This is a genomic window from Rhizobium sp. FKL33, assembly GCF_005222915.1.
Classification (GTDB): Bacteria; Pseudomonadota; Alphaproteobacteria; order Rhizobiales; family Rhizobiaceae; genus Rhizobium_E.
Genome location: NZ_STFX01000008.1, coordinates 1 through 25,020 on the forward strand (window position 1 = coordinate 1; position 25,020 = coordinate 25,020).

Here is a 25,020-nt window from a genome sequence, read left to right on the forward strand (position 1 = left end):
GAACGCCGCGAAACGTCTGAAACCGAGTAGAATCAATGTCATGCGCCTTGTCCAGAAATTTAAACCGGACAGCAGTGGCACAGGGCCGAGCATGACGGCGGAGAGGGTTCGGCCCGTTGTTTGAAGGCCTCCTGCTCAGAAACTCACGCGCAAGTGACGGCTCTCACCCCTCGCCCGCGAGCAATTTCGCCGCCGCCGCGCGCGCCTCTTCGGTGATCGAGGCGCCGGCCAGCATGCGGGCGATTTCCTCGCGGCGTTCGTCCTCGGCCATGGTGGAGACGCGGGTGGCGATGCGGCCGTCGCCGCCTTCCACCGGGCCCTTGGCGATCAGGAGATGCGTGTTGGCGCGGGCGGCGACCTGGGGCGCATGGGTGACCGAGAGAACCTGCACGCGCGACGACAGGCGCTTGAGCCGCTGGCCGATGGCGTCTGCGACGGCGCCGCCCACGCCGGTGTCGATTTCGTCGAACACCAAAGTCGGGGCCGAGCCGCGATCGGCGAGCGCCACCTTGAGCGCCAAGAGGAAGCGCGAGAGTTCGCCGCCCGAAGCCACTTTCATGATCGGGCCGGGCCGCGTGCCGGGATTGGTCTGCACGTGGAACTCGACAAGGTCGATGCCCGAGGCGGTCGCCTCATTCTCATCGGCGGTGACTTCCACCATGAAGCGGGCGCGTTCGAGCTTCAGCGCCGGCAGTTCGGCCATCACGGCTTCGGCGAGCGAGGCGCCGGCATGCCGCCGCTTGTCGGACAGCGCGCGAGCCGCGGTCAGGAACACGACGGCGTTTTCCTTCTCGCGTTCTTCCAGCCGCTTCAGCCTTTCCTCGCCCTGGTCGAGATCGGTGAGATCGGCCGCCATCTTGGCGGCCAGCGCCGGCAGGCCGGTGACCGGCACGGAATATTTGCGAGAGGCGGCGCGCAGCGCAAACAGGCGCTCTTCGACGCGCTCCAGCTCCTTGGGGTCGAATTCGGTGCGGCGCAGCGCCGACTCCACGAGATTCTGCGCATCCGAGAGCCGGTCGAGCGCCTCGTCCAGCGCCTGCACGGTCTCTTCCAGAAGGCCCGGCGCTTCCTGCGACTTGCGCTCCAGCCGCCGCACCAGCGAGGCGATATGCGGCACCGGCGAAGCCGAGCCGTTGAGAAAATCGGAAGCCTCGGAAATGTCGGAGGCGACGCGCTCGACCTTCATCATCCGGGCGCGCCTTTCGGCCAGTTCTTCCTCTTCGCCATCAACCGGGGAAAGCTTTTCGAGTTCCTCCACCGACGCCCTGATATAATCGGCCTCGCGGGCGGCGGCCTCCACCTTGGCGCGATGGCTCTTGAGCTCGCGGCTCGAATCCTTCCAGGTCTTGTAAAGCGCGCCGACCGCCTCGCATTCCTCGGTGAGGCCGGCGAAGGCGTCGAGCAGCAGACGATGCGCTTCGGTGTCGACCAGCGCGCGATCATCATGCTGGCCATGGATTTCGACGAGTTTGGCGCCGGCCTCGCGCATCAACTGCACCGAGACAGGCTGGTCGTTGACGAAAGCCCGCGTGCGGCCGTCGGCGGACTGGACGCGGCGGAAGATCACATCGCCGTCGTCATCGATGCTGTTGTCCTTGAGGAAGGTCCGCAGCGGATGCGCGCCCGGGAGATCGAAGACGGCGGTCACCTGCCCTTTGTCTTCGCCATGGCGAACAAGGCCGCCATCGCCGCGTCCGCCGAGGGCGAGCGACAGGGAGTCGAGCAGGATCGACTTTCCAGCGCCGGTCTCGCCCGTCAGCACCGAAAGTCCGGGCTGGAAGGCGAGATCGAGCCGATCGATCAAGACGATGTCACGGATCGACAGCTGGACGAGCATGGATCAGACCATTTGGTTTCAGGTCGATTCGCCGAGAAGCAGCTTCTTGCCGGCGCGCGAGATCCACGAGCCGGTGTTTTCGCGCGGCTCGAGCCCCTGCGCCTTCAGAAGCGCGAAGCTGTCCTTGTACCAGTCGCTGTCCGGATAATTGTGGCCAAGCACGGCTGCGGCAGTCTGGGCTTCATCGGTCAGGCCGAGCGCGTAGTAGCACTCCACGAGGCGCGCCAGCGCTTCCTCGACCTGGTTGGTGTTGGAGAAGCTTTCGACCACATTGCGATAGCGCGACACGGCGGCGAGATATTCCTTCCGCTCCTGATAGTAGCGGCCGATCTGCATTTCCTTGCCGGCCAGGTTGTCGCGGGCCATGCGGATTTTCACCTGGGCGTCGTCGACATATTCCGAGGTCGGATAGTTATTGACGACCTTGAGCATCGCTTCGATGGTCTTGGCGGCGGCGCGCTGGTCCTGCGTCACCACCGGGATCTGCTTGGCGTAGGCGAGACCGACCATGTACTGCACGTAGGCGGCGTCCTTGGTCTGGGCATAGAGGTTCATGTAGCGCTCGCCAGACTGGATGGCGGCTTCGTTATCGCCTTGGCGATATTTCACGAAGGTGGACATCACCAGCGCCTTGCGCGCCCATTCCGAGAACGGATGCTGCTTGTCGATGGCGTCGAACTTGCGCTGCGCTTCGGTGAGCTTGCCGGCGTTGATATTGGCGAGGCCCTGATTGTAGAGCACGTCGGGGGGATCAGTCTGAACGCCCAGTTTGGTGATGTCGAGATCGGGATCGCTGGTGCAAGCCGACATCAACATGCCGGAGGCGCTGATCGCCAAGGTCACAAGCACAGCGCGCGTGGATAGTTTCATCATCTCACTTCCTGCAAATCCCCAGCGGGCCCGGCTAATCGAAAAGCCCATGCGCCTCGCCTCTCCGTTCGTGGCGTTACTAGCCATAAAATAACAGCTATCGCAACGCCATGTTTACCCCATCGGGCAAATTTGTGGCGAAAACGGGTCGGTGCGCCGGGTGATCCGGCGCGCCCGCAAGATAGAGCCTCAGGCGGTCCAGTGAGCGTATTCCTGCCTGCTAACGGCGATCATCTCCGGCGCCGCAACGCGGGCGCGCTGGCCGGCGGATTCGACGATGTCATAGGCCGAGGCGTCCGACAGCAGCGCCTTCAGCGCCAAGGCGTTGACCTTGTGGCCGCCGCGATGGGAGCGATAGAGGCCGAGGAACGGCGCGCCGGCAAGCGCCAGGTCGCCCACGGCGTCCAACGTCTTGTGACGAACGAATTCGTCAGGATAACGCAGGCCTTCGACATTGATGACGCGATGATCGTCGCCGATCACCACGGAATTTTCGAGCGAGGAGCCGAGCGCGAGGCCGGCGGCCCAGAGCCGCTCCACATCGCGCATGAAGCCGAAGGTGCGGGCGCGCGACAATTCGCTCTTGAAGTTCGCAGCCGTCAGGTCGCCCTTCCAGCTCTGCCGGCCGATGGTCGGGCTGGGGAAATCGATTTCGACTTCGAAGCGGGTGCCGTCATAGGGGTGGAATTCGGCCCAGGACGAGCCGACATCGATTCGCACCTGCTTGAGCACGCGGATGTAACGGCGCTTCTTAGTCAGCGTCTTGATGCCCGCCTGTTCGATCGCGTCGATGAACATGGCCGAACTGCCGTCCATGACCGGCGCTTCCCCGGCGTCGATCTCAATGATGGCGTTGTCGATGCCGAGCGCATAAAGCGCGGCCATGACATGTTCGACGGTCGCGACAGAGCGCGCCGGATGCGTGCCGAGCACCGTGCACAGATCGGTGTTGCCGACGGTCGCCGACACGGCCTTGAGTTCGGTCACCTCGCCATTCGGCCCAGTGCGCTGGAAGATGATGCCGGTTCCCGCGTCGGCGGGATTAAAGGTGGCGGTCACATCAGCGCCCGAATGAACGCCTATGCCGCGAATGGTGAAGGGATTTGCGAACGTCGTTTCAAATCCAGCCAGTCCTGATGCCATTTGGCCCCACATTTCCGAATGGGCCTTCTGCCCATCCATCCGGCAACCCGGATTTAACCATGCATTCCGCGCGCTTTCGCTCGCAACTCGATCGGATCGCTCCCTCCAAGCAGATCCATCGTGAAAATAGCGACCGGTCGGCGGCAATCCAAATCAATGTTTCTTTCCGTCTGTAACGGAGCGCAAGTCCTTGGCGTCGCAGGGCAATGTCCCTGGAAGCCGAGACACTGGAAGTCACGGCGCTCCACAGTCCCGATCGCGTGGGAAAGCACATGTGGACAGAAATATGGAAACCACTGCGGCGATCATGATGGCGGGATGGCAGAGCCAGAAAATGCGGTCTGCGCCGCTTTGAAACAGGGTCGAAACCCGAATCGAAAAGGGCCCGGCGTGAACCGGGCCCTCTGAATCGGTGGAGGTCTCAGTTCGACTGGCGGCGCAGGAAGGCCGGGATATCCAGCTCTTCTTCCTGGCTGCGCGGCTGCGACGGCGCGGCGCGGCCGAGATCGTCGAGATTGCCGCGGCGCGGCGCATAGAGGCTGGCTTCCGGAGACAGCGGACGACGCTGCTGGGACGCGGCCGAAGGCGCGCCGGAGGTCATGTCGGAGGGAGCGGCAGGCTCGTCTTCCTTGCGGCTCAGCGACGAGGTCAGCCGCTTGAGCAGGCCCATCGGACCACGCTCTTCGGCATGCGCCTGGGCTGCGGGCGACGAGCGATGCTCCATCTCGGCCTTCACCACCGGCGGAAAGTCCTCGACCTTCGGCATGCGATGGGTTTCGGCTTCGGACCGCACCTGGGCCATCAGCGAGGGTTCGGCGCGCATCTGCGGGGCCGGAGCGGGCTGCGGCTGAGGCGCCGGAGCGACCGGCGCGCGCATCTGCATCGGCTGCGGCTGGGTTTCCAGGACCGGCGCCATCGGCTGCGAAGCCTGCTGGACCGGACGCTGCTGAACCTGCATCGGCTCGGGAGCCGGCGCCGAGAACAGGCGGCTCGCAGGACGGAAGCTGTCCTGGGCAGGTTGGGCCGGCTGGTCGAGTTCGCGCATCAGCGGCTGCGAGACGGCGATCTCGAGTTCGCGCTCCATGTCGATTTCGGCGGCGCGGATGGTTTCCGCCACCGGATCATGGCGCGGCGCGACCGGCTGCGGAGCCTGCATCACAGGCATGACCGGCTGCGGCTGCGGAGCCGCGATCGGCTGAGACAACACGGGCTGCTGCATCACCGGCTGGGGAGCCGGCTGCGAAATCGGCGCGACAGGAGCGGAAGCCTGCGGGCGGATCACCGGCCTTGCCGCCGGCTTTACTTCAAAAGGGCGCGACTCTCCCGCGTTCTGAGCGCGATCGATGCCGGTGGCCACGACGGAGACGCGGATGATGCCTTCCAGGGCTTCATCGAACGTCGCGCCGAGGATGATGTTGGCGTCGGGATCGACCTCTTCGCGGATGCGGGTTGCAGCTTCGTCCACTTCGAACAGCGTCATGTCGCGACCGCCGGTGATGGAGATCAGCAGGCCCTGGGCGCCCTTCATTGAGGTTTCGTCGAGCAGCGGGTTGGCGATCGCGGCTTCGGCGGCGGCCAATGCGCGGCCTTCGCCGGAGGATTCGCCGGTGCCCATCATCGCACGGCCCATTTCGCGCATGATCGAGCGAACGTCGGCGAAGTCGAGATTGATCAGGCCTTCCTTGACCATCAGGTCGGTGATGCAGGCGACGCCCGAATAGAGCACCTGGTCGGCCATCGCAAACGCGTCGGCGAAGGTGGTCTTGTCGTTGGCGATGCGGAACAGGTTCTGGTTCGGGATCACGATCAGCGTGTCGACCGACTTCTGCAGTTCGGTGATGGCCTGATCGGCGATGCGCATGCGGCGCTGGCCTTCGAAGTGGAACGGCTTGGTGACCACGCCCACGGTCAGGATGCCCTTGGAGCGGGCGGCCTGCGCGACGACCGGGGCTGCGCCCGAACCGGTGCCGCCGCCCATGCCGGCGGTGACGAAGCACATATGCGTGCCGGAGAGATGATCGATGATCTCGTCGAGGCACTCTTCGGCGGCCGCGCGGCCGACGTCAGGCTGGGAACCGGCGCCGAGACCTTCGGTGACCTGAACGCCCATCTGGATGATGCGTTCGGCGCGGGTCATGGCCAGCGCCTGCGCGTCCGTATTGGCGACGACGAAGTCGACGCCCTGCAGGCCGGCGCTGATCATGTTGTTCACGGCGTTGCCGCCGCCGCCGCCGACACCGAAAACGGTGATGCGCGGCTTCAGCTCGGTGATGTCCGGCTTCTGCAATTTGATGGTCATGTTCTCAGTCCTTCCTGTATTCCGACCGTACCGCCGTTCCGGTCTTTATTCCTGACATGCCGTTCCGGACCGGCTCGGCCGGCGGACTGGCGTTGGGATCTTCCGCGCCGCGAGTGGTATCCCCCTCGCGGCGAAACTCAAAAACTGCTCTTCAGCCAATGCCCCATGCGCGCGATGCGGCCATTGCCGCCCGCCAAGGAAGACAGAAGCCCATGCTCCGCAGCGTGAATCTCGATATCCGCGAATTGCGGATAAATCAGGAGACCCACGGCGGTGGAGAATGCCGGTCCCTTCGCCGCCGGCGGCAGACCCTTGACGCCCATCGGCCGGCCGATCCGGACATTGCGGGCGAAGATCTGTCGCGCGAGCTCCGGCAGGCCGGTGAGTTGGCTTGCGCCGCCGGTGAGCACCAGGCGCTTGCCGACGATCGGCGAGAAACCGGAGCTGCGAATGCGGTCGCGAATCATTTCGAGCGTTTCCTCGACGCGGGCGCGGACGATCTTGGAGATCAACGCCTTCGGCACCTGGCTCGGCTGCTCGTGATCTTCCTCGCTGATCGGCGGAACCGAGACGAGTTCGCGGTCGTCGGTGGAGTTCGACAGCGCCGACCCATGCATGACCTTGATGCGCTCGGCCTCTTCGATGCGGGTCGAGAGCCCGCGGGCGAGATCGGTGGTGACGTGATGGCCGCCGAGACCGATGGCGTCGGCATGCACCAGCTTGCCCTCGGCGAAGACGGAAATCGTGGTCGCGCCGCCGCCCATGTCGATGGCTGCGCAGCCGAGCTCCAGTTCGTCCTCGACGAGCGCCGCCAGGCCCGACGCATAGGGCGTCGCCACCACGCCCTCGACGGTCAGATGGGCGCGGTTGACGCAGAGCTCGATATTCTTGATCGCGGTGCGCTCGGCGGTCAGCACATGCATATCGACGCCCAGCGTGTCGCCGAACATCGAGACCGGATCGGCGATGCCGCGCTCGCCGTCGAGCGAGAAGCCGGTGGGCAGCGAATGCAGAACGGCCCGGTCGTGGCGCTGCGACTGATGACAGGCGGCGACCAGCACGCGGCGCACGTCTTCCTGATCGACTTCCTGGCCGCCGAGATCGATGGCGGCGGTGTAGATGTCGCTCTGCAGCCGGCCGGCGGAGACGTTGACGATCAGGCTGTCGACGGTCAGCTTTGCCTGGCGCTCGGCGGCGTCGACCGCGTTGCGGATCACGCCTTCCAGCGCGTCGAGATCGGAGATGACGCCCGACTTGATGCCGCGCGACCGCTGATGGCCGATGCCGATGATCTCGATCTTGTGGGTGCGTCCGGGAAGAACCTCGGAGGCTTCGCGCGGCGTCAGCCGCGCGATCATGCAGACGACCTTGGTCGAGCCGATGTCGAGCACGCTGACCGTATGGGCGCGTTTGGAATTCAGGGGCTTCAGGCGCGGCGTCGTGGAGCCAGCCGAACGGAAGATGCTCATATCTGCTCCTCCGCCTTCTTGAGCGCCTTGGCGCGCAGCGCCACAGCCTTGGCCCGGCGCTCGGTCGCGCCCTCGCTCAGCTGGATGGTGGTGCGATCGGCCAACCGGAAATCGACCGCGACGATGTCGCGCTCAACGAGCTGGTGATCGCGGTTCAGTTCGGCAAGCTCCGCCATGGCGCGATCCATGTCGCGCTCCGGCAGCTTGATCAGCACGCCATTGTCGAGCTGCACGTCCCAGCGGCGGCCGGCGACGCGGATATAAGCCTTTGCGCGCGCCTTGATGTCGGGCCATTTGTCGAAATCGGCCATGATCTCGGCGGCGCCGGTTTCGGCGTCGCGGCCGACGAAGAGCGGCAGATGGGCGAATTTGTTGTCGCGCAGCGGCGCGATCACGCTGCCGTTCTTCTCGATCAGCGACAGGTCCTGGCCGTGCTGCCAGATGCCGAAGGCGTCGCGTTCGACGAGCTTCACCGCCACCGTGTCGGGATAGATCTTGCGGACTTCGGCGTCGCGCACCCAGGGCAGGCTTTTCAGCGCCTCACGCGTGCGCTGCGCGTCGAGCGACATCAGCGACGTGGCGCCGTCGAGACCGAGCTTCTCAAGAATGTCGATTTCCGAGGTGTGGAAATTGCCGGACACCTTGACGTTGTTGATCGCGAAACCGGCGACAGAGCTCACGGCCTGGGCGACATCCGGCGTCTCGCCGCTGAGCGTAAAGGCGTAGGTCGCCGTCAGGCCATAGAAGGCGACCAGCGAGACGCTGCCGAGATGACGCGGAATATTGACGCGGCCCGCAGCCAGGCTGCCCATGAAGCGCACCACGCGGCGCAGCGGCCGCGGCAGGATCATCTTCTCGCCGCCCTCGCCCGAGCCGTCGGCCCAGAGCTTGTCGTCGGCATAGTTTTTTCGAGAGCCGAGGAGTTTCAACGCTGGCACGATGCGTCCTCCACCATCCATCGCAGGAATTCGCCAAAGGAGTGGCCGGCATGAGCGGCCATTTCGGGCACCAGCGACGTGGGAGTCATGCCTGGCTGGGTGTTGATTTCCAGCCAGATCAGTTCTCCGTCCTCTGAGAAACGATCGTCGTAGCGGAAGTCGGAACGAGACACTCCGCGGCAGCCCATCGCCTTGTGCGCCTTGAGGGCCAGCATTTGAACAGTTTGGTAAATTTTCGGTGAAATTTGCGCCGGAATCACGTGGACAGAGCCGCCGGCGGCGTATTTCGCATCATAATCATAAAAGGCGTGGCCCTGCGGCGCGATTTCGGTGACTCCGAGAGCGACATCGCCCATCACCCCGCAGGTCAGTTCGCGGCCGGCGACATAGCGCTCGACCATGACCGTATCGCCATAGCGCCAATCCGACGAGGTGATGACCTGCGGCGGATGGCTCTGATCTTCCTTGACGATGACCACGCCGAAGCTCGACCCCTCGCGCACCGGCTTGACCACATAGGGCGGCCGCATCGGATGGACGGCGGTGAAGTCGAAGCGGTTCATCACCTTCGATTCGGCGACGGGAATGCCATTGGCCTTGGCGATCTTCTTCGCCTGACCCTTGTCCATGGCGAGCGCCGAGGCGAGGACGCCGGAATGGGTGTAGGCAATTTCGAGATATTCGAGGATGCCCTGGATCGAGCCATCCTCGCCATAAGGACCATGCAGCGCATTGAAAGCCACGTCGGGCTTGAGCTCGACCAGCACCGAGGCGACGTCGCGGCCGACATCGACGCGGCTGACGCGGTAACCCTCCGCCTCCAGAGCGTCGGCGCAGGCGGATCCGGACGACAGGCTAACCGGTCGCTCGGAGGAAAATCCGCCCATCAACACCGCCACATGCTTTTCGCTCATTCCCAATCCCCGAAAACTCAAACGCCGAAACTAGAAATCCGCCCTTGCTTGAAGCTGACGCCAGCACGCCGCGCGCGGACAGGATTCGTTAGGATTGAGTAAAGACGATTAAGGTTAACGACCCGTTAACCAGTCTTAATGAGGAACAGCGAATTCGAAAAAATGCTGAGGATCGGCGGGGTTGTGGCTCAATGGCCACGGTCGTCGGATGCTCGGCCCGGCTCAGTATCAACGGAAGCCCGCCGCGCCTCGATCCGTACAGCAAGCGCTTCCATCAGAGACTGCGCGATAGCCTCGCGCAGACGAACGGTGCTGGAGGCCGTCCCCTTCTTGTCGAGCCATTGCGCGGCCCGTACAAGGCTGCCGCCCTCGCGCATGACGATGTCGTAAGCTCTCCGCAGCGCCCACGCCTCGCGCTGCTCCGTCATCGACCAATCCGGGTCCATGCTCCGCCTGCCTGACCTGCGATTCGATAAGCTGATCGTAAGAAGCCGAACGTCTCCCCGCTACGGCGATACGGTGTCAGACGGATCTTTTTTTTGCGGAATCCGAACAAAATGCGCTAAGCGGCGAGGAAAGCCAGTCTTTCGTCCAGCCGTTTCGGCGCAACTTCGTGAATGTCGGCGGCCACAACACCTTCGGCCACGAAGGGATCTTCCGCCACAAAGGCCTCGATCGCAGCGCGATCGCCTCCCACCGCAATCACCGCGCCGCCGAGGCCGGGCTGCAGACTGCCGGCCATCAGAAGCAAGCCTTGGTCGAAACCCCGCCGCAGCCAGTCATTATGACCGTCCATGAGGTCCTTTGCGCGGGCCCTGTTGTCGGTGAACTTCAGCAAGATGATGAACATCATAAACCCCTCTCCAGGTCTTTGATTGATTGGTCTTTTGTCAATGATGCCGCCGTGGCGGCGACGCCCGCAACCCAGCGCTTCATCGCCGCGATCTCACGGCTCAGAAAATCATCGTCGCGGAAGGCATTGTAGAGAGTGGCCGCGCCCTGGCTGCGGGCAAGCAACTCCATGGCGAGACGATCCGCCTTCTCCTCGAGACCCATCTCGACGAATTGCCGGTTCAACCAGTTTCTGAACAGCGAGAACAACGCCACCGCCTCCTCCCGCGCCGGGTGGTCGAGCTTGGCGAGTTCGCTGGTCAAAGTGCCGATCGGGCAGCCATGCAAGCGGATCTTATCGCAGTTCATCGCGAGAATATCGATGAAGCGGCCGATACGCCCCGCAGGCGTCGTCTCCTCCCCCTCCCAGGCGTCCAGCATCGCCTGTCGGTCGACGGCGCGCTTTTGAATCACCTCGTTGAGAATCTCGTCTTTCACCTTGAAATGATGGTAAAAATTGCCGCGCGAGATGTTCACCTTCTCGGCGATGTCGGCAAATGAGGTCGGCTCATAGCCTCGCCGATAGAACAGCTCGTCGGCCGCCTTGACGATATCGCTCCGGGTCTGTCGTCCCGCCATGATTGCCTCCTGCCGACGCCAATAGGACAATTGCCCTAAAGGAAATTAGGGCAAACGCCCTAATTCGTCAATCACCCGACGCATTCGCTTCGTGAATTTTTGACGACAGGCGCATCGTTTGACACTGATCAAGGTCCGCCCGCGCCGCCCGGCTAGATTGGCTTCGCAACCAGAGATCACTTCACCTTGAGGCTTGACCGCTTGCGGCGAGCCAACGGGATCCCTTTGACCAGGAGCCGGACATGTCCAATCTGATGCGAGCCGCCGTCGTGCGGGAGTTCAAGAAACCGCTGGTGATCGAAGAACTGCCGATCCCCGACCCTGACGACGACCAGATCCTGGTGCGTTTCCAGGCGACCGGCGTCTGCCACACCGACCTGCACGCCGCCCATGGCGACTGGCCGGTCAAGCCCTCGCCGCCCTTCATTCCAGGCCATGAAGGCGTCGGCTTTGTCGCCAAGGCGGGCAAGAATGTGAAGCGCGTCAAGGAAGGCGACCGCGTCGGCGTGCCCTGGCTGCACACGGCCTGCGGCTACTGCCCACATTGCCGCACCGGCTGGGAAACGCTGTGCGGCAGCCAGCAGAACACCGGCTATTCCGTCAACGGCTCCTTCGCCGAATATGGCCTCGCCGATCCCGATTTTGTCGGCCGCCTGCCCGACGCGCTGGATTTCGGCCCCGCCGCCCCCGTGCTCTGCGCCGGCGTCACCGTCTATAAGGGCCTCAAGGAAACCGAAGCGCGGCCCGGCGAATGGGTGGTGATTTCGGGCGTCGGCGGCCTCGGCCATATGGCGGTGCAATACGCCAAGGCCATGGGCCTGCATGTCGTCGCCGTCGATGTGCATGAAGACAAGCTCACGCTCGCCCGCGATCTCGGCGCCGACCTCCTGGTTGACGCAAGACAGGAAGACGCCGTCGAGCAGGTGCAGAAGACGATCGGCGGCGCGCATGGCGCGCTGGTGACCGCTGTATCGCCCCAAGCCATGGAGCAGGCCTTCCACATGCTGCGTTCGCGCGGCACCATGTCGCTCGTCGGTCTGCCGCCGTCGAAGATCGCCCTTCCCGTGTTCGACACCGTGCTCAAACGCATCACCGTGCGCGGCTCGATCGTCGGCACCCGGCAGGATCTCGAAGAGTCCCTGCAATTCGCCGGCGAAGGCAAGGTAAAATCGCATTTTTCATGGGACAAGCTGGAAAACATCAATACAATTTTCGACCGGATGATCGAAGGTAAGATCGACGGACGTATCGTGCTCGATCTGAGCTGATCGAGGACAGCCACGCTGTGCGCACGAAGATTTTCGGGCGCACAGCGGACATGACAGTCCATAAAATATACTCTGCAGGTTTCCAAAATATAGCATCCGCCAAGCTTCTATTCATCTTTTCGATCCATGGTGGACCGAAAAGGGCTTTGTGACGGCGAGACGATGTCGGGGATACAATTGCAGACTGGCGACGGAGCGGGGACCGAGCGCCGAAGCGGCGACGCCAGCCCCGGAGAGCGGCTCGACGCCGCCCCTGACGACCAGGTCGTTGCGCGGTTGCTCGACATCGCCGAGAAAGCTCTCAAGACCAGACTTGATCCGCAACAAGATCTCCTGGACGTTGGTCTTGGCGTCAATCGAGCCCTCCGCATCATCCGCGAATTCTGGCGCGCCACCGGGATCGAGCTGGACGTCAACATCTTCTATCGCTGCCGCAACGTCGCAGAGATCGCCGACGCCATACGCACGGAGCGCGCCTATTCGGATGAAAAACGCGTGCTTCTGCGTGAAGGAGACCATGAACGCCCGCTCTTTTGCTATGCGGGCGGGGCAAATTGCTTTCTCGAAATGCGAGAACTGATCAGCGCCCTCCCCTTTAACGGCGCCATCCACGGTCTTGCGGTCAAGGCGCATCCGTTTCAACCGCATGCTTTGCCGACGGTCGAAAGCGAAGTCCAGGACGCGCTCTGCGCCATTCGCCGCGTGCAGAAGCGGGGGCCCTATCGATTGATGGGATATTCCTTCGGCGGCGTCATCGCGCTCGAACTTGCCCGCGCGCTGGAGGCTGAGGGCGAGAAGATCGAGTTTCTTGCTATGTTGGACAGCCCCCTCAGCGATCATTGCATTTCAACTGCGCAATGGCTGAGGCTGATGGCCCGGGTGGTCTGCCGGCAAGCGCTGGCTTTTCTCGCCTTGCGCCGGAGGCTCGATCGCTACGCCGTCAACGGCAAGCCGGGCTGCGGCGCCGGATATCCGAAGCGGAAGGGACATCGGCTGCTCCTGCGCTTTCTCTCGCCAGAAAAAGCCGATTACCCCTTGTTCAATCCGCAATGGGTGCATGGCTTTCCGCCGGCTTACACGGGGATGGGAGAGCAGATCATGCGGATGAAGGGGCTCTATCAGCCGCGCCGATACGAGGGGAAGACCCATTTCGTCACCTCGTCCGCCGGCTCGCCGATCGATTGTCCATCCCGGGACGTCTGGGCTCCGCATCTCGCCAATGTGGAATGGATCGAGACAAACGGCACGCATCTCAGCATGCTGGTCGGCCGAAATGCAAAGGCGCTCGCCGCGACAATCGGCGAACGCCTTCAGAATTCGAGCAAATCAGGCTGATCGATCAGGTATCTTCATTGCATTCCGTGATTTCGCACACGGACTCGGTCGTTGTTTTATTGGCGCATTCGTTGAGCGCGCGCTCGGTCGCGTCGGCCTCGTTGTCGTAATTGTAGCTATAGCCATAGGACCCCTCTTCGGAGACGGCGATGCAGCCCCAGGCGCGAGCGGCGCTGGTCGTCGACAGGGTCGCAGCCGCCAAAGCCAATGCAATCAAACCGATCTTGTGAAGTTTCGCCACGTGATTTCCTCCTGCGCATATCTGGTTCTGGGGAATTTCGTCTCACAAAACGCCGTCATGCGCCAGCGACAAGGCGCCGGGGACAGTCAGACCGCCCCCACTCATTTTGGGTGAATTGCTCGCCGGGCTTGTCCGAGGATACTTTGCATCAGCTTACATAGGGCCATGACCGCCCAGCAGGCCGTAAAGCATCCACAACGCCATGGCGACCATCATCACATTTTCCGTCAAGGATACGAAGCCGAGCGGCACGTTGAAAGAACCGCCGACGCAGGCGCATTTCAATTGGCGCTTGTCGACATACACCGCCTTGAAGACGGAGACCGCGCCGATCGTTCCAATGAACAGGGCCACCGGAATGGACAACCAAGACAATGCGCCGGCCACCATCAAAACGCCCGCAAGCGCTTCCGCGAAAGGATAGATATAGCCATAGCCCACCCAGCGCCGCGCCAGCAGATCGTAGTTCAAGAACATCGTTGAGAAAGTCTCGATGTTTTGCAGTTTGAGGATCGCCAGGATACACATGCTGAACGCGATGAACCATTCGAAGGCCCGCATCGTCAGCGCATCGCCAAAGGCGGCATAGCTCGTCGCCACAGCCATGAGGGCCGCCACGGAGAAGAGCGCAATCACCGGGCGATAAGTGGGTTTGGAGGGATCGGCGACGGCAAGTCCGAAATGACGGCGGAGATCATCATGGCCGCCAATACTCACCCCGTCGATAAAGGTCTGCGGCGTCGTCTTGACCTGATGGTCAGTCTTGAAGCGATCGGTTTGCTCCCGGCTGGTCAGCCAGCGATCCTCGACCCTGTAACCCCGCCGCTCGAGCAGATCCTTGGATTTGAGCCCATAGGGGCAGATATGCTTGTCCATCACCATGCGATAGAGCGTCGCTTCCTTGGTCATGATTTTTCCTCTTGTTTTCGGAACCACGCCACCGATATAGCCTCCGTACCATGATACGGAGTCAAGGGATGCCATTGACGATTGCGAAACTCGCCGAAGCAGGCGGCGTCGGGGTTGAAACTATCCGCTTTTACCAACGCCGCGGCTTGATCGACGTTCCACCGCGCCCCGAAGGCTCGGGCCTCTCCGGCGGGGTGCGTCGCTACGGGGATGGAGATGTGCGGCGGCTGCGCTTCATCCGCTCAGCGCAGAAGGCCGGGTTCACCCTAGAGGAAATCGCCGAACTGCTCAGGCTCGACGCTGAAAACGACCGTCGGCGGGCGCGGCAACTCGCCGACGCGAGAATTCTCGCGCTGGATCAGAAGATCGCCGAACTGCAAGCCGCAAAGACAGCACTCGGTCGTCTGGCGCAGGCCTGCGCCCATGGGCCGGACGGCCCATGTCCGATCCTCGACGCATTCACGACCGAATGACCGACATCATGGGCGGCACGCATCGCCGAGACCCGGCCCGAGAATCAGATTCCGTCCGCGCTGTTTTGCAGCATAGAGCGCCATGTCGGCCTGCTTGAAGGCCGCCTCGAACTCCACCCCCAAGGCGGCATGCGCCATACCGCCCGAGAGAGTGACGAAAAAACTTTGTTCGCCGGTCGAGAACTCGCAACGGATTGTCTCGGCACGAACCCGCTCGGCGCGATGATAATCCTCCTCCAGCCGCGACGCCTGGCTGAGCACGCCGAATTCCTCGCCGCCCAACCGGCATACGACGTCTGTAGCCCGATGGAACACCCGGCAAATGACCCCAGCCACCGTTTCGATCACCTCGTCGCCGGCCGCATGGCCGTGCCGGTCGTTGACCTGCTTGAAAAAGTCGATGTCGAAGACGATGAGGATCGAATCTTCCTTCCGCTTGGCGAAAGCGTCGAGAAAGGCGCGCCGATTGAGAAGCTTCGACAAAGGGTCGATCCGGCTCATCTCGTCCAGCGCTTTGTTGGTGACCCTCAGCCCGTGGATGCGGAGCCCGGCGCGATAATAGACGATGAACGCGCCGAACAGCGCCAGAAGCGGCGTCATCCACGATATGCAAAATAGAAAATGGGCCGGGTCAGGCGGCAGAAGATCGAACCGATAGACGATCAGACAGATGGAAACCTGCGCCAGCGTCAAGCTCAAGGAGAAACACAACGCCCCCCGAAAAGCGTTGCAGGCGACCCTGGAACGCGTCAGGGTGTCAGCGCCCGTAGCGGTCATGACCTTTAGCTTCGTCAAAAATCCGAACATGAAAACCTATAATTGTATAAACTACAAAAAACCAAATAATCGCCCCGACCGTCTTCGACTCAGGGTAGACGCTACGATACGTAGATAAATTCGATTTGTGGACATTCTTTCTGTTCAGCGTCTCAAAATGTCGCTAGTAAAAATACCACAACACGCTCAGGTTTACGTCTTTTCGCAAAGACTGTCGGAGTCTATCCGCCTGTACAATCATAACATATCATCCGATGGCGGGGATCAATCATCTGCGCAGCAAAAAGGGCCGCGAACGGCCCTTTGACATGATCGACAATGACGGCGCAGCACATCAGGGCGCGAAAGCCGCCACTTCATAACCCTGCATGAAATCGCCGATGCGCTTGATTTCCCATTCCAACAGCACGCCGGAATTTTCGAAGACACGCTGGCGAACGATTTCGCCGAGCTTTTCGAGATCATGCGCCGTCGCCTGGCCGATATTGATCATGAAATTGCAGTGCAGCGGCGACATCTGCGCGCCGCCGATCTGCAATCCCCGGCAGCCTGCTTCATCGATCAGCTTCCAGGCCGAATGGCCCTCGGGATTCTTGAAGGTCGAGCCGCCGGTCTTTTCCTGCACCGGCTGCACGGTCTCGCGATGATGGCGAACGGCGTCCATGTCGGCGCGGATCTTGGCCTTGTCCTCGGCGTAACCTTGGAAAACGCCATGGGTGAAGATCAGCCCTTCCGGCGGGGCGGAATGGCGATAGCTGTAATGCATGTCGGCGTTGGAGAGCGTCACGCGTTCGCCCTTGCGGGTCACCGCCTCGATCTCGACCACGCGCTCGCGGGTTTCCGAGCCATTGGCGCCCGCGTTCATGCGCAACGCGCCGCCGATCGAACCGGGAATGCCGTAATAGAAGGCGAAACCGCCGATGCCGTGATCGAGCGCCATGGCGGCGATGTTCTTGTCCGGGCAGATCGCGCCGGCGCGGATGCGGTTTTCGCCGGCCAGTTCGACATCGCCGAAGCCCTTGGCCGACAGACGCAGCACAACGCCCTTGATCCCGCCGTCTCGGACGAGAAGGTTGGAGCCGACGCCCACGACCGTCAGCGGCACCTCTTCCGGCAGCGCCTTCAGAAAGGTGACGAGATCGTCCACGTCATGCGGCTGGAACATCAGTTCCGCCAGACCGCCGGCGCGAAACCACGTCACCCGGTCCATCGGCGCGTCCGGGGTCAGCCTGCCCCTGACATCCTGCATCGCGCTGCCGAGTTCGGCCAGCAGCTTCTTGCCATCTACCTGCTTCATGCCTTCTTTCCTGACAGGGACGCGAGTTCCTTGGGGAGAGCCGCGGCCCAATTTGTGATGTTGCCGGCTCCGAGCAGGACGACGAAATCGCCCGGCTCCGCCAGCGCGGCCACGAAGGGCGCGAGCGCATCCGGAGAAGACAGGAAGCGCGCGTCGCGGTGGCCGCCGGATTTGATGCGAGACACCAGCTCTTCAGCCGTGACTCCATCGATCGGATCTTCGCCCGCCGAATAAATCGGCGCAATGAAAATCGTGTCGGCATCGTTGAAACAGGCGGCAAAATCCTCGAAAAGGCTGTGGACCCGGCTGTAGCGATGCGGCTGATGGATGGCGATGATGCGTCCCTTGCAGGTGTCGCGAGCGGCTTTCAGCACCGCCTTGATCTCGACAGGGTGATGACCATAGTCGTCGAACACCTGGATTCCGTTCCATTCGCCGGTATGGGTGAAGCGGCGCTTGACGCCGCCGAAGCCCGCGAGACCCTTGGCGATGGCCTCTTCGCTGATCCCCAGCCGATGCGCGACCGCAATGGCCGCCGTGGCGTTGGAGACATTGTGCCGGCCCGGCATCGGCAGCCTCAGGCCGTTCATCTCGATGACCTTTCCCGTGCGGCGACGGCGGATGACCACGTCGAAGATCGAGATCGCGCCTTCGTAACGCAGATTGAGGAAGCGCACGTCGGCCTGCGGATTCTCGCCATAGGTGATGACCTTGCGGTCTTCGATCTTGGAGACCATGGTCTGCACTTCGGGATGGTCGAGGCACATGACGCCGAAGCCGTAGAACGGCACATTCTCCACGAACTGGCGGAAGGCGGCGCGGGCGTTGTCGAAGGTGCCGTAATGGTCGAGATGCTCAGGGTCGATATTGGTGACCACCGCGACGTCGGCAGGCAGCTTGAGGAAGGTGCCGTCGGATTCGTCGGCCTCCACCACCATCCACTCGCCCTCGCCCATGCGGGCGTTGGTGCCGTAAGCGTTGATGATGCCGCCGTTGATCACGGTCGGGTCGAGCCCGCCGGCTTCGAGCAGCGTGCCGACCATCGAGGTGGTCGTGGTCTTGCCATGCGTGCCGCCGATGGCGATGGCGTTGCGGAAGCGCATGAGCTCGGCGAGCATTTCGGCGCGACGCACGACCGGCAGCAGCTTCTCGCGCGCGGCGATCAGTTCCGGATTGTTCTTCTTGATCGCGGTCGACACGACCACGACTTCGGCCTCGCCGAGATTGTCGGCCTTGTGGCCCACGAAGACGTCGATGCCCTTGGCGCGCAGGCGCTGGACATTGGCGCTGTCGGCCTGGTCCGATCCCTGCACCTTATGACCGAGATTGTGCAGCACTTCGGCGATGCCGCTCATGCCGATGCCGCCGATGCCGATGAAGTGGACGAGCCCGATGCTCTTGGGCATTTTCATGCGTGAACCCCTTTGAATTCTGCAACCGTTTCGCCGCGGGCGATCGCTTCGACCAGATCGGCGAGCGTGTCGGCGGCTTGCGGCCTGCCCGTCTGGCGGGCGGCGCTCGCCATGGCGGCGAGCCGGTCCGGCTCGGCCATGGCGGCAGTGATGATAGTGGCGATGCGCTCCGGCGTCAGCTCGGCTTGCGCGATGACCTCGGCGCCGCCTTTGGCCTTCAGCGCCGCCGCATTGGCGGCCTGGTCGTGATCGAGCGCATAGGGATAAGGCACGAGCACGGAGGGACGGCCGATGACCGCGAGTTCGGAGACGGTGGAGGCTCCGGACCTGCAGAAGACAAGATGCGCCTTGGCGAGTTTCTCCGGCATGTCGCCGAAGAAGGGCGCGACCTCGGCCGAAAGATTGAGCTTGGCGTAGGCGGCGGCGACCGTATCCTTGTCTTCGGGGCGTGCCTGCTGGACGATCCGAAGCCGCGCGCGCTGCGCCTGATCGATCAGGCAGATCGCCGCCGGGATGGCTTTTGAGAAGAACTGCGCGCCCTGGCTGCCGCCGAACACTAGGAGTTCGAACGGATCCTCGCCGTAAGAGGGCTGGTAGGGGTGGCCGGCGGCTGAGATGACGCCAGGACGAACCGGATTGCCCGTCACCAGCGTTTTCACGGCGAAGGCGCCGTTGTTCTCCGGCAGGAAGCCGCCGGCGATGGCGTCGACGCGCGGCGCGAGCTTCTTGTTGGCCCGGCCCATCACGGCGTTCTGCTCGTGGATGAGCGTCGGTATGCCGAGGCTCGAGGCCGCCATCAAAGGCGGCGCGGTGGGATAGCCGCCGAAACCGACGACGGCCAATGGTTTGATGCGCTGAAATAGCGCCTTCGCCTTGCGCATGCCGGTCCACAGCGTCCAGCCGGTCTTCAGGATCGCATAAGGCGTCTTGGAGGCGAAGGTGGCCGAGGGCACGACATGGATCTCGTCGGCTGGAAATTTGCCGGCGAAGCGCTCGGCGCGGCTGTCGGTGACCAGATGCACGGAATAGCCGCGCGCCCGGAGCGCATGGCCCAAAGCTTCGGCCGGAAACAAATGGCCGCCGGTTCCCCCGGCAGCCAGAGCGATAATGCCCTTGCTCATCTTTTTACTCCGCAGGCGCCAAAGTCGGTGCGCGGAACAGGCTGCGCTCCTGCGCGCGCTTTTCCGGCCGCTGACGCGTGAGTGCGAGAACGAAACCGGCGGTCACGCATATGGCAATCTGCGACGAACCGCCATAGGAAATCAGCGGCAACGTCATGCCTTTGGCGGGCAGAAGCTGGAGATTGACGCCGATATTGATGATCGACTGGAAGCCGATCTGCAGCACGAGGCCGGCCACGGCGAAACGGGTGAAATCGTTGCGGTCGCCGCGCGCATGCGCGAGGCCGCGCATGACCACGAAGCCATAGAGCGCGACGAGCGCCATGCAGAAGACGACGCCGAATTCCTCCGCCGCCACCGAGAAGACGAAGTCGGTATGGCTGTCGGGCAGGATGCGCTTGACCACGCCCTCGCCCGGCCCCATGCCGAACCAGCCGCCGCGCACGATGGCGTCATGGGCGGTGTCGACCTGGAAGGTGTTGCCCTCTCCGGTGAGGAACTGGTTGATGCGCTGGGCGGCGTGCGGCAGCACGGTATAGGCGACGAACAGGCCGCCCGCTCCGCCGATCGCCATCAGGATGATCCAGAACCAAGGCATGCCGGCCATGAAAAACATCGAGCCCCAGACCGCCGAGGTCAGGATCGTCTGACCGAGATCCGGCTCCGCCACCAGCAGCGCCGCCACGATCACGAACAACATCATCGCGAACAGATTGCCGGGAATGTCCGGCTGCTTCTGGTTTTCAGAAAACAACCAGGCGCAGACCACGACAAAGGCGGGCTTCATGAATTCCGAAGGCTGTATCGACAGGAAAGAGAGGGTGATCCAGCGTCTGGAACCCTTCACCTCCATGCCGATAAACAACACCAGCACCATCATCACCAGCGCCGTCAGCAGCATGATCATGGCGACGCGGCGCACCTGGCGAGGCGTTAGGAAAGATAGTCCGAACATGACAGCCAGCGACGGCAGCATGAACAGGCCGTGACGTTCGACGAAATGGAACTGGTCGAGCCCGATGCGCTCGGCGACCGCCGGAGACGCGGCGAAGGACAGCATGAAACCGATACCGAGCAGCAGCACGAACACTGCGAGGAACAGGCGGTCGATCGTCCAGAACCATTCGGCCAAAGGCCCGCGTTCAGCTCTGCTCACCATCAAATCACCTCTTCGCGCCGCAACGGATTTTTCCCGCGAGAATGCAGGCAAATTTCTTAATTTGTCATTAACCACGCCTGGTGGATCACCAAGGGATCGGAGCTTACGCCCCGAACCCTGTGACAGGCTGAAGGCTTCAGGCTCCGTGGAGCGGCACGAGCATCTCGACGCCGTCGAGTTCGGAAACGAGCGTGACGAAGCGGTCGCCGCGCACCTCGAAATTCTTGAACTGGTCGAAGCTCGCGCAGGCCGGCGACAGCATCACCACGGCGCCCTCGACAGAAGCCGCATCCTGAGCGGCATGCGCCACGGCACGCTCCAGCGTTCCGGAAATTTCGTAGGCCACATCATTGCCGAGCGTGGCGGCGAATTGCGGCGCGGCCTCGCCGATCAGATAGGCCTTGCCGATGCGCGGAAACAGCGGCTTGAGAGCGGCGATGCCGCCTTCCTTGGGCAGGCCGCCGGCGATCCAGAAGATATTCTCATAACTCGACAGCGCCGGCGCCGCGGCCTCCGCATTGGTCGCCTTGGAATCGTTGACGAAGGTGACCCCAGCCTTGCGGGCCACCGGCTGCATGCGATGCTTGAGGCCGGGGAAGGATCTGAGGCCGGCGCGGATCTCGTCTTCGCTGACGCCGACGGCGAGGCAGGCGCCGATGGCGGCGGCCGCATTCTGGGCGTTGTGGCCGCCGCGCAGTGTCTGGATGCCGTCGAGATCGGCGATCCCGCGAACGCCATGGCTGTCGGCGATCATGATTCTGGAGCCATCGGCATAGAGGCCGTGCTCAAGCGTCTGGCGACGCGAAATGCGGGTGACGGTCACGCCCGCCATTTCGACGCGGTCGGCGATCAGGCTGCAATAGCTGTCGTCGACGCCGACAATGGCGTTGCGGGCCCCGGCGACCAGCCGTTCCTTGACGTCGGCGTAATGCTGCATCGTGCCGTGACGGTCGAGATGATCGGGCGTCAGGTTGAGCAGGATGCCGGCCGTCGGATTGATCGTCGGGGCGAGATCGATCTGGTAGGACGAGCATTCGACCACAAAGAAGCGATCGTTCGCCGGCGGATCGAGCGTCAGCACCGCCGTGCCGATATTGCCGCCCAGCTGCGTGTCGCGGCCCGACGAGCGGAGGATATGCGCAATCAGCGCCGTGGTCGTGGATTTGCCGTTGGTGCCGGTGATGGCGATGAAGGGGCAAGCCGGCGCCTTTGCGCGGCGCTCGCGCACGAAGAGTTCGACGTCGCCGATGACTTCGACGCCCGCCGCGCGGGCGAGATCCACCGTCCAATGCGGCTTGGGATGGGTCAGCGGCACGCCCGGCGACAGCACGAAGGCGGCGAATTTCGACCAGTCGGCCTGGCGCAGGTCGGCGGTTCCGACGCCGCGGCTCCGAGCTTTGTCGACGCTGTCGGGATTGTCGTCCCAGGCGGCGACCTCGGCTCCGCCGGCGATCAGGGCTTCGGCGGTGGCGAGACCCGAGCCGCCGAGACCGAACAGAGCGACGCGGCGGTTCTTGAATGTGGTGACCGGGATCATGACGTCCTCAGCGGATTTTCAGCGTGGACAGGCCGATCAGCGCCAGGATCACCGAGATGATCCAGAAGCGGATCACCACCTGGCTTTCCGTCCAGCCCTTTTTCTCGAAATGGTGATGGATCGGCGCCATCAGGAAGACGCGCTTGCCGGTGAGCTTGAAGCTGCCCACCTGAATGATCACCGACAGCGTTTCCATCACGAAGACACCGCCGATGATCGCCATGACGATCTCATGCTTGGTGGCCACAGCGATCGAGCCGATCAGGCCGCCCAGCGACAGCGAGCCGGTGTCGCCCATGAAGATGGCGGCCGGCGGCGCGTTGAACCAGAGGAAGCCGAGGCCAGCGCCGATGACGGTGGCGACGACGACGGTCAATTCGCCGGTGCCCGGCACGAAATTGACCTGCAGGTAATTGGCGAACACCGCATTGCCGACGAGATAGGCGATGGCGCCGAAGGAGGCGGAGGCGATCATCACAGGCACGATAGCGAGACCGTCGAGGCCGTCGGTGAAATTCACCGCATTGCCGGCCGCCACGATCACGAAGGCGCCGAAGACGATGAAAAACCAGCCGAGATCGAGCAGCAGGTCCTTGAAGAAGGGAAAGGCGATGGACGAACCGATGTCGATGCCGTTCGGACCCACCGATTTGGCGGCCAGCATCATGAAGAACACGGCGATCGCCGCGATCACGAATTCGGTGAGCAGGCGCATGCGGCCCGAAAAGCCGGCGGTCGATTGCTTGGTGACCTTGAGATAGTCGTCATAGAAGCCGATGAGCCCGAAGCCGAGCATCACCAGAAGGCAGCTGACCACATAGACATTGCCGAGATCGGCCCAGAGCAGCGACGAGGCGACGACGGAGGCGAGGATCATCAGCCCGCCCATGGTCGGCGTGCCGGCCTTCTTGAAATGGGTCTGCGGCCCGTCGGCGCGGATCGGCTGACCTTTGCCCTGGCGGACGCGCAAGGAGTCGATGATCTTCGGTCCGAAAAAGAACACGATCAGCGCCGAGGTGAACAGCGCGGCTCCCGCCCTGAAGGTGATGTACCGAAACAGGTTGAACACCTGCAGGTGATCCGAGAGCTCCACCAGCCACAACAGCATCCGCGCTTTTCCTTCCGTCCTTAAGCCGACGTCGACGCCGGATATTGTTCCATGAGCGCAGCGACGATCCGCCCGCATCCCGAGCCGTTCGACGATTTGATCATCACCACGTCGCCCGGCCTGACATTGTCGACCACATAGGCCTTCATTTCATCCACGGTCGGCCAATAAAGCACCGAGCGGCTGTCGCCAAGGGCGTCGCGCAAATAGGCCATGTCGGGACCGGCGAGCCATACCGCATCGATCGGCTCCGCGCCAATGGGCTGGGCGAGATCGGCATGCACCTGCGGGGAGTAATCCCCCATTTCCAGCATGTCGCCGAGCACGGCGATGCGGCGTCCGCCCGCATCGGGCTTTGCCGCGCCCAAAAGCGCGATCGCCGCCCGCATCGAGGCGGGATTGGCGTTGTAGCTCTCGTCGATCAGCGTGAAGGCGCCGCCCGGCGTCGTGAGGCGGCTGCGCGCCCCGCGGCCCTTGCCCGCGCCGACGCCGGCGAAGGCCGATACGACCGTGTCGAGATCAGCGCCTGCGAGGTAGGAGGCCGCGAGCACGGCGAGCGCGTTTTCGGCGATATGGCGGCCCGGCGCCTGGATCGCCACCTCGATGGTGCGGCCGGCGACGATGGCCCAGAACACGCCGTGCTGATCTTCCTGCTGGTAATCGATCAGCCGGAAATCCGCCTTGGCATGGGCGCCGAAGGAATAGGTGTGGGCGACGTGGGCCTCGGCCGCCAACTGGTCGAGAAGCTCGAATTGCTCGATGTCGCGGTTGATCAGCGCGGCGCCATTCTCGGCAACCCCTTCGAAGATCTCCGCCTTGGCGCGGGCGATTTCGTCGAGGCCAGAAAAATTGCCGAGATGGGCGGCGGCGATCGTGGTGATGATCGCCACATGCGGACGCACCATCTTCACCAGCGGACGGATTTCGTTCGGATGGTTCATGCCGATTTCGAAGACGCCGTAATCAGCGTCCGCCGGCATACGGGCGAGCGTCAGCGGCACGCCCCAGTGATTGTTGAAGGAGGCCGGCGAGTAATGCACCTTGCCCGCCGCGCCCAGCACCTGGCGCAACATGTCCTTGGTCGTGGTCTTGCCGACCGAACCGGTGACGGCGATGATGCGGGCGTTGGAGCGATCGCGCGCGGCGCGGCCGAGCTTCTCCATGGCTTCGAGCACATCGGGCACCACCAGCATCGGCGCATTGACGGCGCCGAGCGCCGGCAGCTTGCCTTCGCTGACCACCAGCAGCGCCGCGCCATGGGCGGCGGCGATATTGGCGTAGTCATGTCCGTCGACGCGGTCGCCCTTGATGGCGAAAAACGCCTCGCCCGGCTGGATCGCCCTGGAGTCGATCGAAATGCCGGTGATGCCGGCGGGCAAAGTCCCCCGCGGGCGGCCATGGGTGGCGGCGATCAGGTCTTCACTGGTCCAGAGATAGGCCATG

23 protein-coding genes are annotated in these 25,020 nt (G+C 63.1%); 3 read left to right on the forward strand and 20 right to left on the reverse strand.

Annotated features, from left to right (window positions below; translation table 11 throughout):
- Positions 1-163 precede the first annotated feature (163 nt).
- The 10 genes from recN to E8Q41_RS05620 form a co-directional block, all read right to left on the reverse strand.
- Positions 164-1,837: a DNA repair protein RecN gene (gene recN, locus E8Q41_RS05575; protein ID WP_137154534.1), complete on the reverse strand. Its 1,674-nt coding sequence runs from the start codon at positions 1,835-1,837 to the stop codon at positions 164-166.
- An 18-nt stretch (positions 1,838-1,855) separates the two neighbouring features.
- Positions 1,856-2,710, reverse strand: a complete 855-nt coding sequence (locus E8Q41_RS05580; protein WP_137154535.1) for an outer membrane protein assembly factor BamD — start codon at positions 2,708-2,710, stop codon at positions 1,856-1,858.
- A gap of 186 nt (positions 2,711-2,896) precedes the next feature.
- A complete protein-coding gene (gene lpxC / locus E8Q41_RS05585) occupies positions 2,897-3,850 on the reverse strand; it encodes a UDP-3-O-acyl-N-acetylglucosamine deacetylase (RefSeq protein ID WP_137154536.1) in 954 nt (317 codons plus the stop codon).
- 421 nt (positions 3,851-4,271) lie between these two features.
- Entirely contained in the window at positions 4,272-6,149 is a 1,878-nt protein-coding gene (gene ftsZ, locus E8Q41_RS05590; RefSeq protein WP_137154537.1) for a cell division protein FtsZ, read from the reverse strand.
- Positions 6,150-6,286: 137 nt separating this feature from the next.
- Positions 6,287-7,618, reverse strand: coding sequence for a cell division protein FtsA (gene ftsA, locus E8Q41_RS05595; RefSeq protein WP_137154538.1), 1,332 nt, complete (start codon positions 7,616-7,618; stop codon positions 6,287-6,289).
- Positions 7,615-8,556, reverse strand: coding sequence for a cell division protein FtsQ/DivIB (locus E8Q41_RS05600; protein ID WP_246660090.1), 942 nt, complete (start codon positions 8,554-8,556; stop codon positions 7,615-7,617). The genes ftsA and E8Q41_RS05600 overlap by 4 nt, the downstream gene beginning before the upstream one ends.
- Positions 8,544-9,470, reverse strand: a complete 927-nt coding sequence (locus E8Q41_RS05605) for a D-alanine--D-alanine ligase (RefSeq protein WP_137154540.1) — start codon at positions 9,468-9,470, stop codon at positions 8,544-8,546. The genes E8Q41_RS05600 and E8Q41_RS05605 overlap by 13 nt, the downstream gene beginning before the upstream one ends.
- A gap of 188 nt (positions 9,471-9,658) precedes the next feature.
- Complete coding sequence (locus tag E8Q41_RS05610; protein WP_170976371.1) at positions 9,659-9,916, reverse strand: hypothetical protein; 258 nt, start codon at positions 9,914-9,916, stop codon at positions 9,659-9,661.
- A 116-nt stretch (positions 9,917-10,032) separates the two neighbouring features.
- On the reverse strand, positions 10,033-10,323 hold the full coding sequence (locus tag E8Q41_RS05615) for a YciI family protein (RefSeq protein ID WP_348640011.1): 291 nt from the start codon (positions 10,321-10,323) through the stop codon (positions 10,033-10,035).
- The gene (locus E8Q41_RS05620; RefSeq protein WP_137154542.1) at positions 10,320-10,940 is read right to left on the reverse strand and encodes a TetR/AcrR family transcriptional regulator; all 621 of its coding nucleotides are present in this window, start codon (positions 10,938-10,940) and stop codon (positions 10,320-10,322) included. Before E8Q41_RS05620 ends, E8Q41_RS05615 begins: the two co-directional genes overlap by 4 nt.
- A 242-nt stretch (positions 10,941-11,182) precedes the next feature.
- Here E8Q41_RS05620 and adhP point away from each other — a divergent pair, with 242 nt between their 5' ends.
- Both adhP and E8Q41_RS05630 read left to right on the forward strand, forming a co-directional pair.
- The gene (gene adhP, locus E8Q41_RS05625; protein ID WP_137154543.1) at positions 11,183-12,208 is read left to right on the forward strand and encodes an alcohol dehydrogenase AdhP; all 1,026 of its coding nucleotides are present in this window, start codon (positions 11,183-11,185) and stop codon (positions 12,206-12,208) included.
- Between the two features lie 177 nt (positions 12,209-12,385).
- Positions 12,386-13,543 (forward strand): thioesterase domain-containing protein, encoded by a 1,158-nt coding sequence (locus E8Q41_RS05630; protein ID WP_205910372.1) that lies wholly within the window; start codon positions 12,386-12,388, stop codon positions 13,541-13,543.
- 4 nt (positions 13,544-13,547) lie between these two features.
- On the opposite strand, the gene E8Q41_RS05635 is transcribed toward E8Q41_RS05630, so the two are convergent.
- The gene (locus E8Q41_RS05635; protein WP_170976373.1) at positions 13,548-13,784 is read right to left on the reverse strand and encodes a DUF4189 domain-containing protein; all 237 of its coding nucleotides are present in this window, start codon (positions 13,782-13,784) and stop codon (positions 13,548-13,550) included.
- A gap of 153 nt (positions 13,785-13,937) precedes the next feature.
- Positions 13,938-14,693, reverse strand: a complete 756-nt coding sequence (locus E8Q41_RS05640; protein WP_137154546.1) for a glutaredoxin — start codon at positions 14,691-14,693, stop codon at positions 13,938-13,940.
- 50 nt (positions 14,694-14,743) lie between these two features.
- Between E8Q41_RS05640 and E8Q41_RS05645 the strand changes: the two genes are divergently transcribed.
- Positions 14,744-15,166 carry a MerR family transcriptional regulator gene (locus tag E8Q41_RS05645; RefSeq protein WP_205910373.1) on the forward strand — a complete coding sequence of 141 codons (423 nt, stop codon included), beginning with the start codon at positions 14,744-14,746 and terminating at the stop codon, positions 15,164-15,166.
- Between the two features lie 6 nt (positions 15,167-15,172).
- On the opposite strand, the gene E8Q41_RS05650 is transcribed toward E8Q41_RS05645, so the two are convergent.
- The 8 genes from E8Q41_RS05650 to E8Q41_RS05685 all read right to left on the reverse strand — a co-directional run bounded on the left by E8Q41_RS05650 (position 15,173) and on the right by E8Q41_RS05685 (position 25,019).
- Positions 15,173-15,766 (reverse strand): GGDEF domain-containing protein, encoded by a 594-nt coding sequence (locus tag E8Q41_RS05650; protein ID WP_170976374.1) that lies wholly within the window; start codon positions 15,764-15,766, stop codon positions 15,173-15,175.
- A gap of 511 nt (positions 15,767-16,277) precedes the next feature.
- Entirely contained in the window at positions 16,278-17,240 is a 963-nt protein-coding gene (gene murB, locus E8Q41_RS05655; RefSeq protein ID WP_137154549.1) for a UDP-N-acetylmuramate dehydrogenase, read from the reverse strand.
- Entirely contained in the window at positions 17,237-18,652 is a 1,416-nt protein-coding gene (gene murC, locus E8Q41_RS05660) for a UDP-N-acetylmuramate--L-alanine ligase (protein WP_137154550.1), read from the reverse strand. Before murC ends, murB begins: the two co-directional genes overlap by 4 nt.
- On the reverse strand, positions 18,649-19,773 hold the full coding sequence (gene murG, locus E8Q41_RS05665) for an undecaprenyldiphospho-muramoylpentapeptide beta-N-acetylglucosaminyltransferase (RefSeq protein WP_137154551.1): 1,125 nt from the start codon (positions 19,771-19,773) through the stop codon (positions 18,649-18,651). Before murG ends, murC begins: the two co-directional genes overlap by 4 nt.
- A gap of 4 nt (positions 19,774-19,777) precedes the next feature.
- Complete coding sequence (gene ftsW, locus E8Q41_RS05670) at positions 19,778-20,932, reverse strand: putative lipid II flippase FtsW (RefSeq protein WP_137154552.1); 1,155 nt, start codon at positions 20,930-20,932, stop codon at positions 19,778-19,780.
- Between the two features lie 136 nt (positions 20,933-21,068).
- Positions 21,069-22,469: a UDP-N-acetylmuramoyl-L-alanine--D-glutamate ligase gene (gene murD / locus E8Q41_RS05675; RefSeq protein ID WP_137154553.1), complete on the reverse strand. Its 1,401-nt coding sequence runs from the start codon at positions 22,467-22,469 to the stop codon at positions 21,069-21,071.
- 7 nt (positions 22,470-22,476) lie between these two features.
- Complete coding sequence (mraY, locus tag E8Q41_RS05680; protein ID WP_137154554.1) at positions 22,477-23,577, reverse strand: phospho-N-acetylmuramoyl-pentapeptide-transferase; 1,101 nt, start codon at positions 23,575-23,577, stop codon at positions 22,477-22,479.
- Positions 23,578-23,597: 20 nt separating this feature from the next.
- Positions 23,598-25,019, reverse strand: a complete 1,422-nt coding sequence (locus E8Q41_RS05685) for a UDP-N-acetylmuramoylalanyl-D-glutamyl-2,6-diaminopimelate--D-alanyl-D-alanine ligase (protein WP_137154555.1) — start codon at positions 25,017-25,019, stop codon at positions 23,598-23,600.
- Position 25,020: the final 1 nt, after the last annotated feature.

Excerpts from the sequence above, each read along its gene's own strand:
- E8Q41_RS05685 (WP_137154555.1), bottom strand. The coding sequence starts at position 25,019 with ATGGCCTATCTCTGGACCAGTGAAGACCTGATCGCCGCCACCCATGGC.
- E8Q41_RS05645 (WP_205910373.1), top strand. The coding sequence starts at position 14,744 with ATGATACGGAGTCAAGGGATGCCATTGACGATTGCGAAACTCGCCGAA.
- E8Q41_RS05650 (WP_170976374.1), bottom strand. The coding sequence starts at position 15,766 with ATGACGCCGCTTCTGGCGCTGTTCGGCGCGTTCATCGTCTATTATCGC.
- lpxC (WP_137154536.1), bottom strand. The coding sequence starts at position 3,850 with ATGGCATCAGGACTGGCTGGATTTGAAACGACGTTCGCAAATCCCTTC.
- murD (WP_137154553.1), bottom strand. The coding sequence starts at position 22,469 with ATGATCCCGGTCACCACATTCAAGAACCGCCGCGTCGCTCTGTTCGGT.
- E8Q41_RS05615 (WP_348640011.1), bottom strand. The coding sequence starts at position 10,323 with ATGATGTTCATCATCTTGCTGAAGTTCACCGACAACAGGGCCCGCGCA.
- E8Q41_RS05580 (WP_137154535.1), bottom strand. The coding sequence starts at position 2,710 with ATGATGAAACTATCCACGCGCGCTGTGCTTGTGACCTTGGCGATCAGC.
- ftsA (WP_137154538.1), bottom strand. The coding sequence starts at position 7,618 with ATGAGCATCTTCCGTTCGGCTGGCTCCACGACGCCGCGCCTGAAGCCC.
- recN (WP_137154534.1), bottom strand. The coding sequence starts at position 1,837 with ATGCTCGTCCAGCTGTCGATCCGTGACATCGTCTTGATCGATCGGCTC.
- E8Q41_RS05620 (WP_137154542.1), bottom strand. The coding sequence starts at position 10,940 with ATGGCGGGACGACAGACCCGGAGCGATATCGTCAAGGCGGCCGACGAG.
- ftsZ (WP_137154537.1), bottom strand. The coding sequence starts at position 6,149 with ATGACCATCAAATTGCAGAAGCCGGACATCACCGAGCTGAAGCCGCGC.
- mraY (WP_137154554.1), bottom strand. The coding sequence starts at position 23,577 with ATGCTGTTGTGGCTGGTGGAGCTCTCGGATCACCTGCAGGTGTTCAAC.
- ftsW (WP_137154552.1), bottom strand. The coding sequence starts at position 20,932 with ATGGTGAGCAGAGCTGAACGCGGGCCTTTGGCCGAATGGTTCTGGACG.
- E8Q41_RS05605 (WP_137154540.1), bottom strand. The coding sequence starts at position 9,470 with ATGAGCGAAAAGCATGTGGCGGTGTTGATGGGCGGATTTTCCTCCGAG.
- E8Q41_RS05640 (WP_137154546.1), bottom strand. The coding sequence starts at position 14,693 with ATGACCAAGGAAGCGACGCTCTATCGCATGGTGATGGACAAGCATATC.
- murC (WP_137154550.1), bottom strand. The coding sequence starts at position 18,652 with ATGAAAATGCCCAAGAGCATCGGGCTCGTCCACTTCATCGGCATCGGC.
- murG (WP_137154551.1), bottom strand. The coding sequence starts at position 19,773 with ATGAGCAAGGGCATTATCGCTCTGGCTGCCGGGGGAACCGGCGGCCAT.
- murB (WP_137154549.1), bottom strand. The coding sequence starts at position 17,240 with ATGAAGCAGGTAGATGGCAAGAAGCTGCTGGCCGAACTCGGCAGCGCG.
- adhP (WP_137154543.1), top strand. The coding sequence starts at position 11,183 with ATGTCCAATCTGATGCGAGCCGCCGTCGTGCGGGAGTTCAAGAAACCG.
- E8Q41_RS05610 (WP_170976371.1), bottom strand. The coding sequence starts at position 9,916 with ATGGACCCGGATTGGTCGATGACGGAGCAGCGCGAGGCGTGGGCGCTG.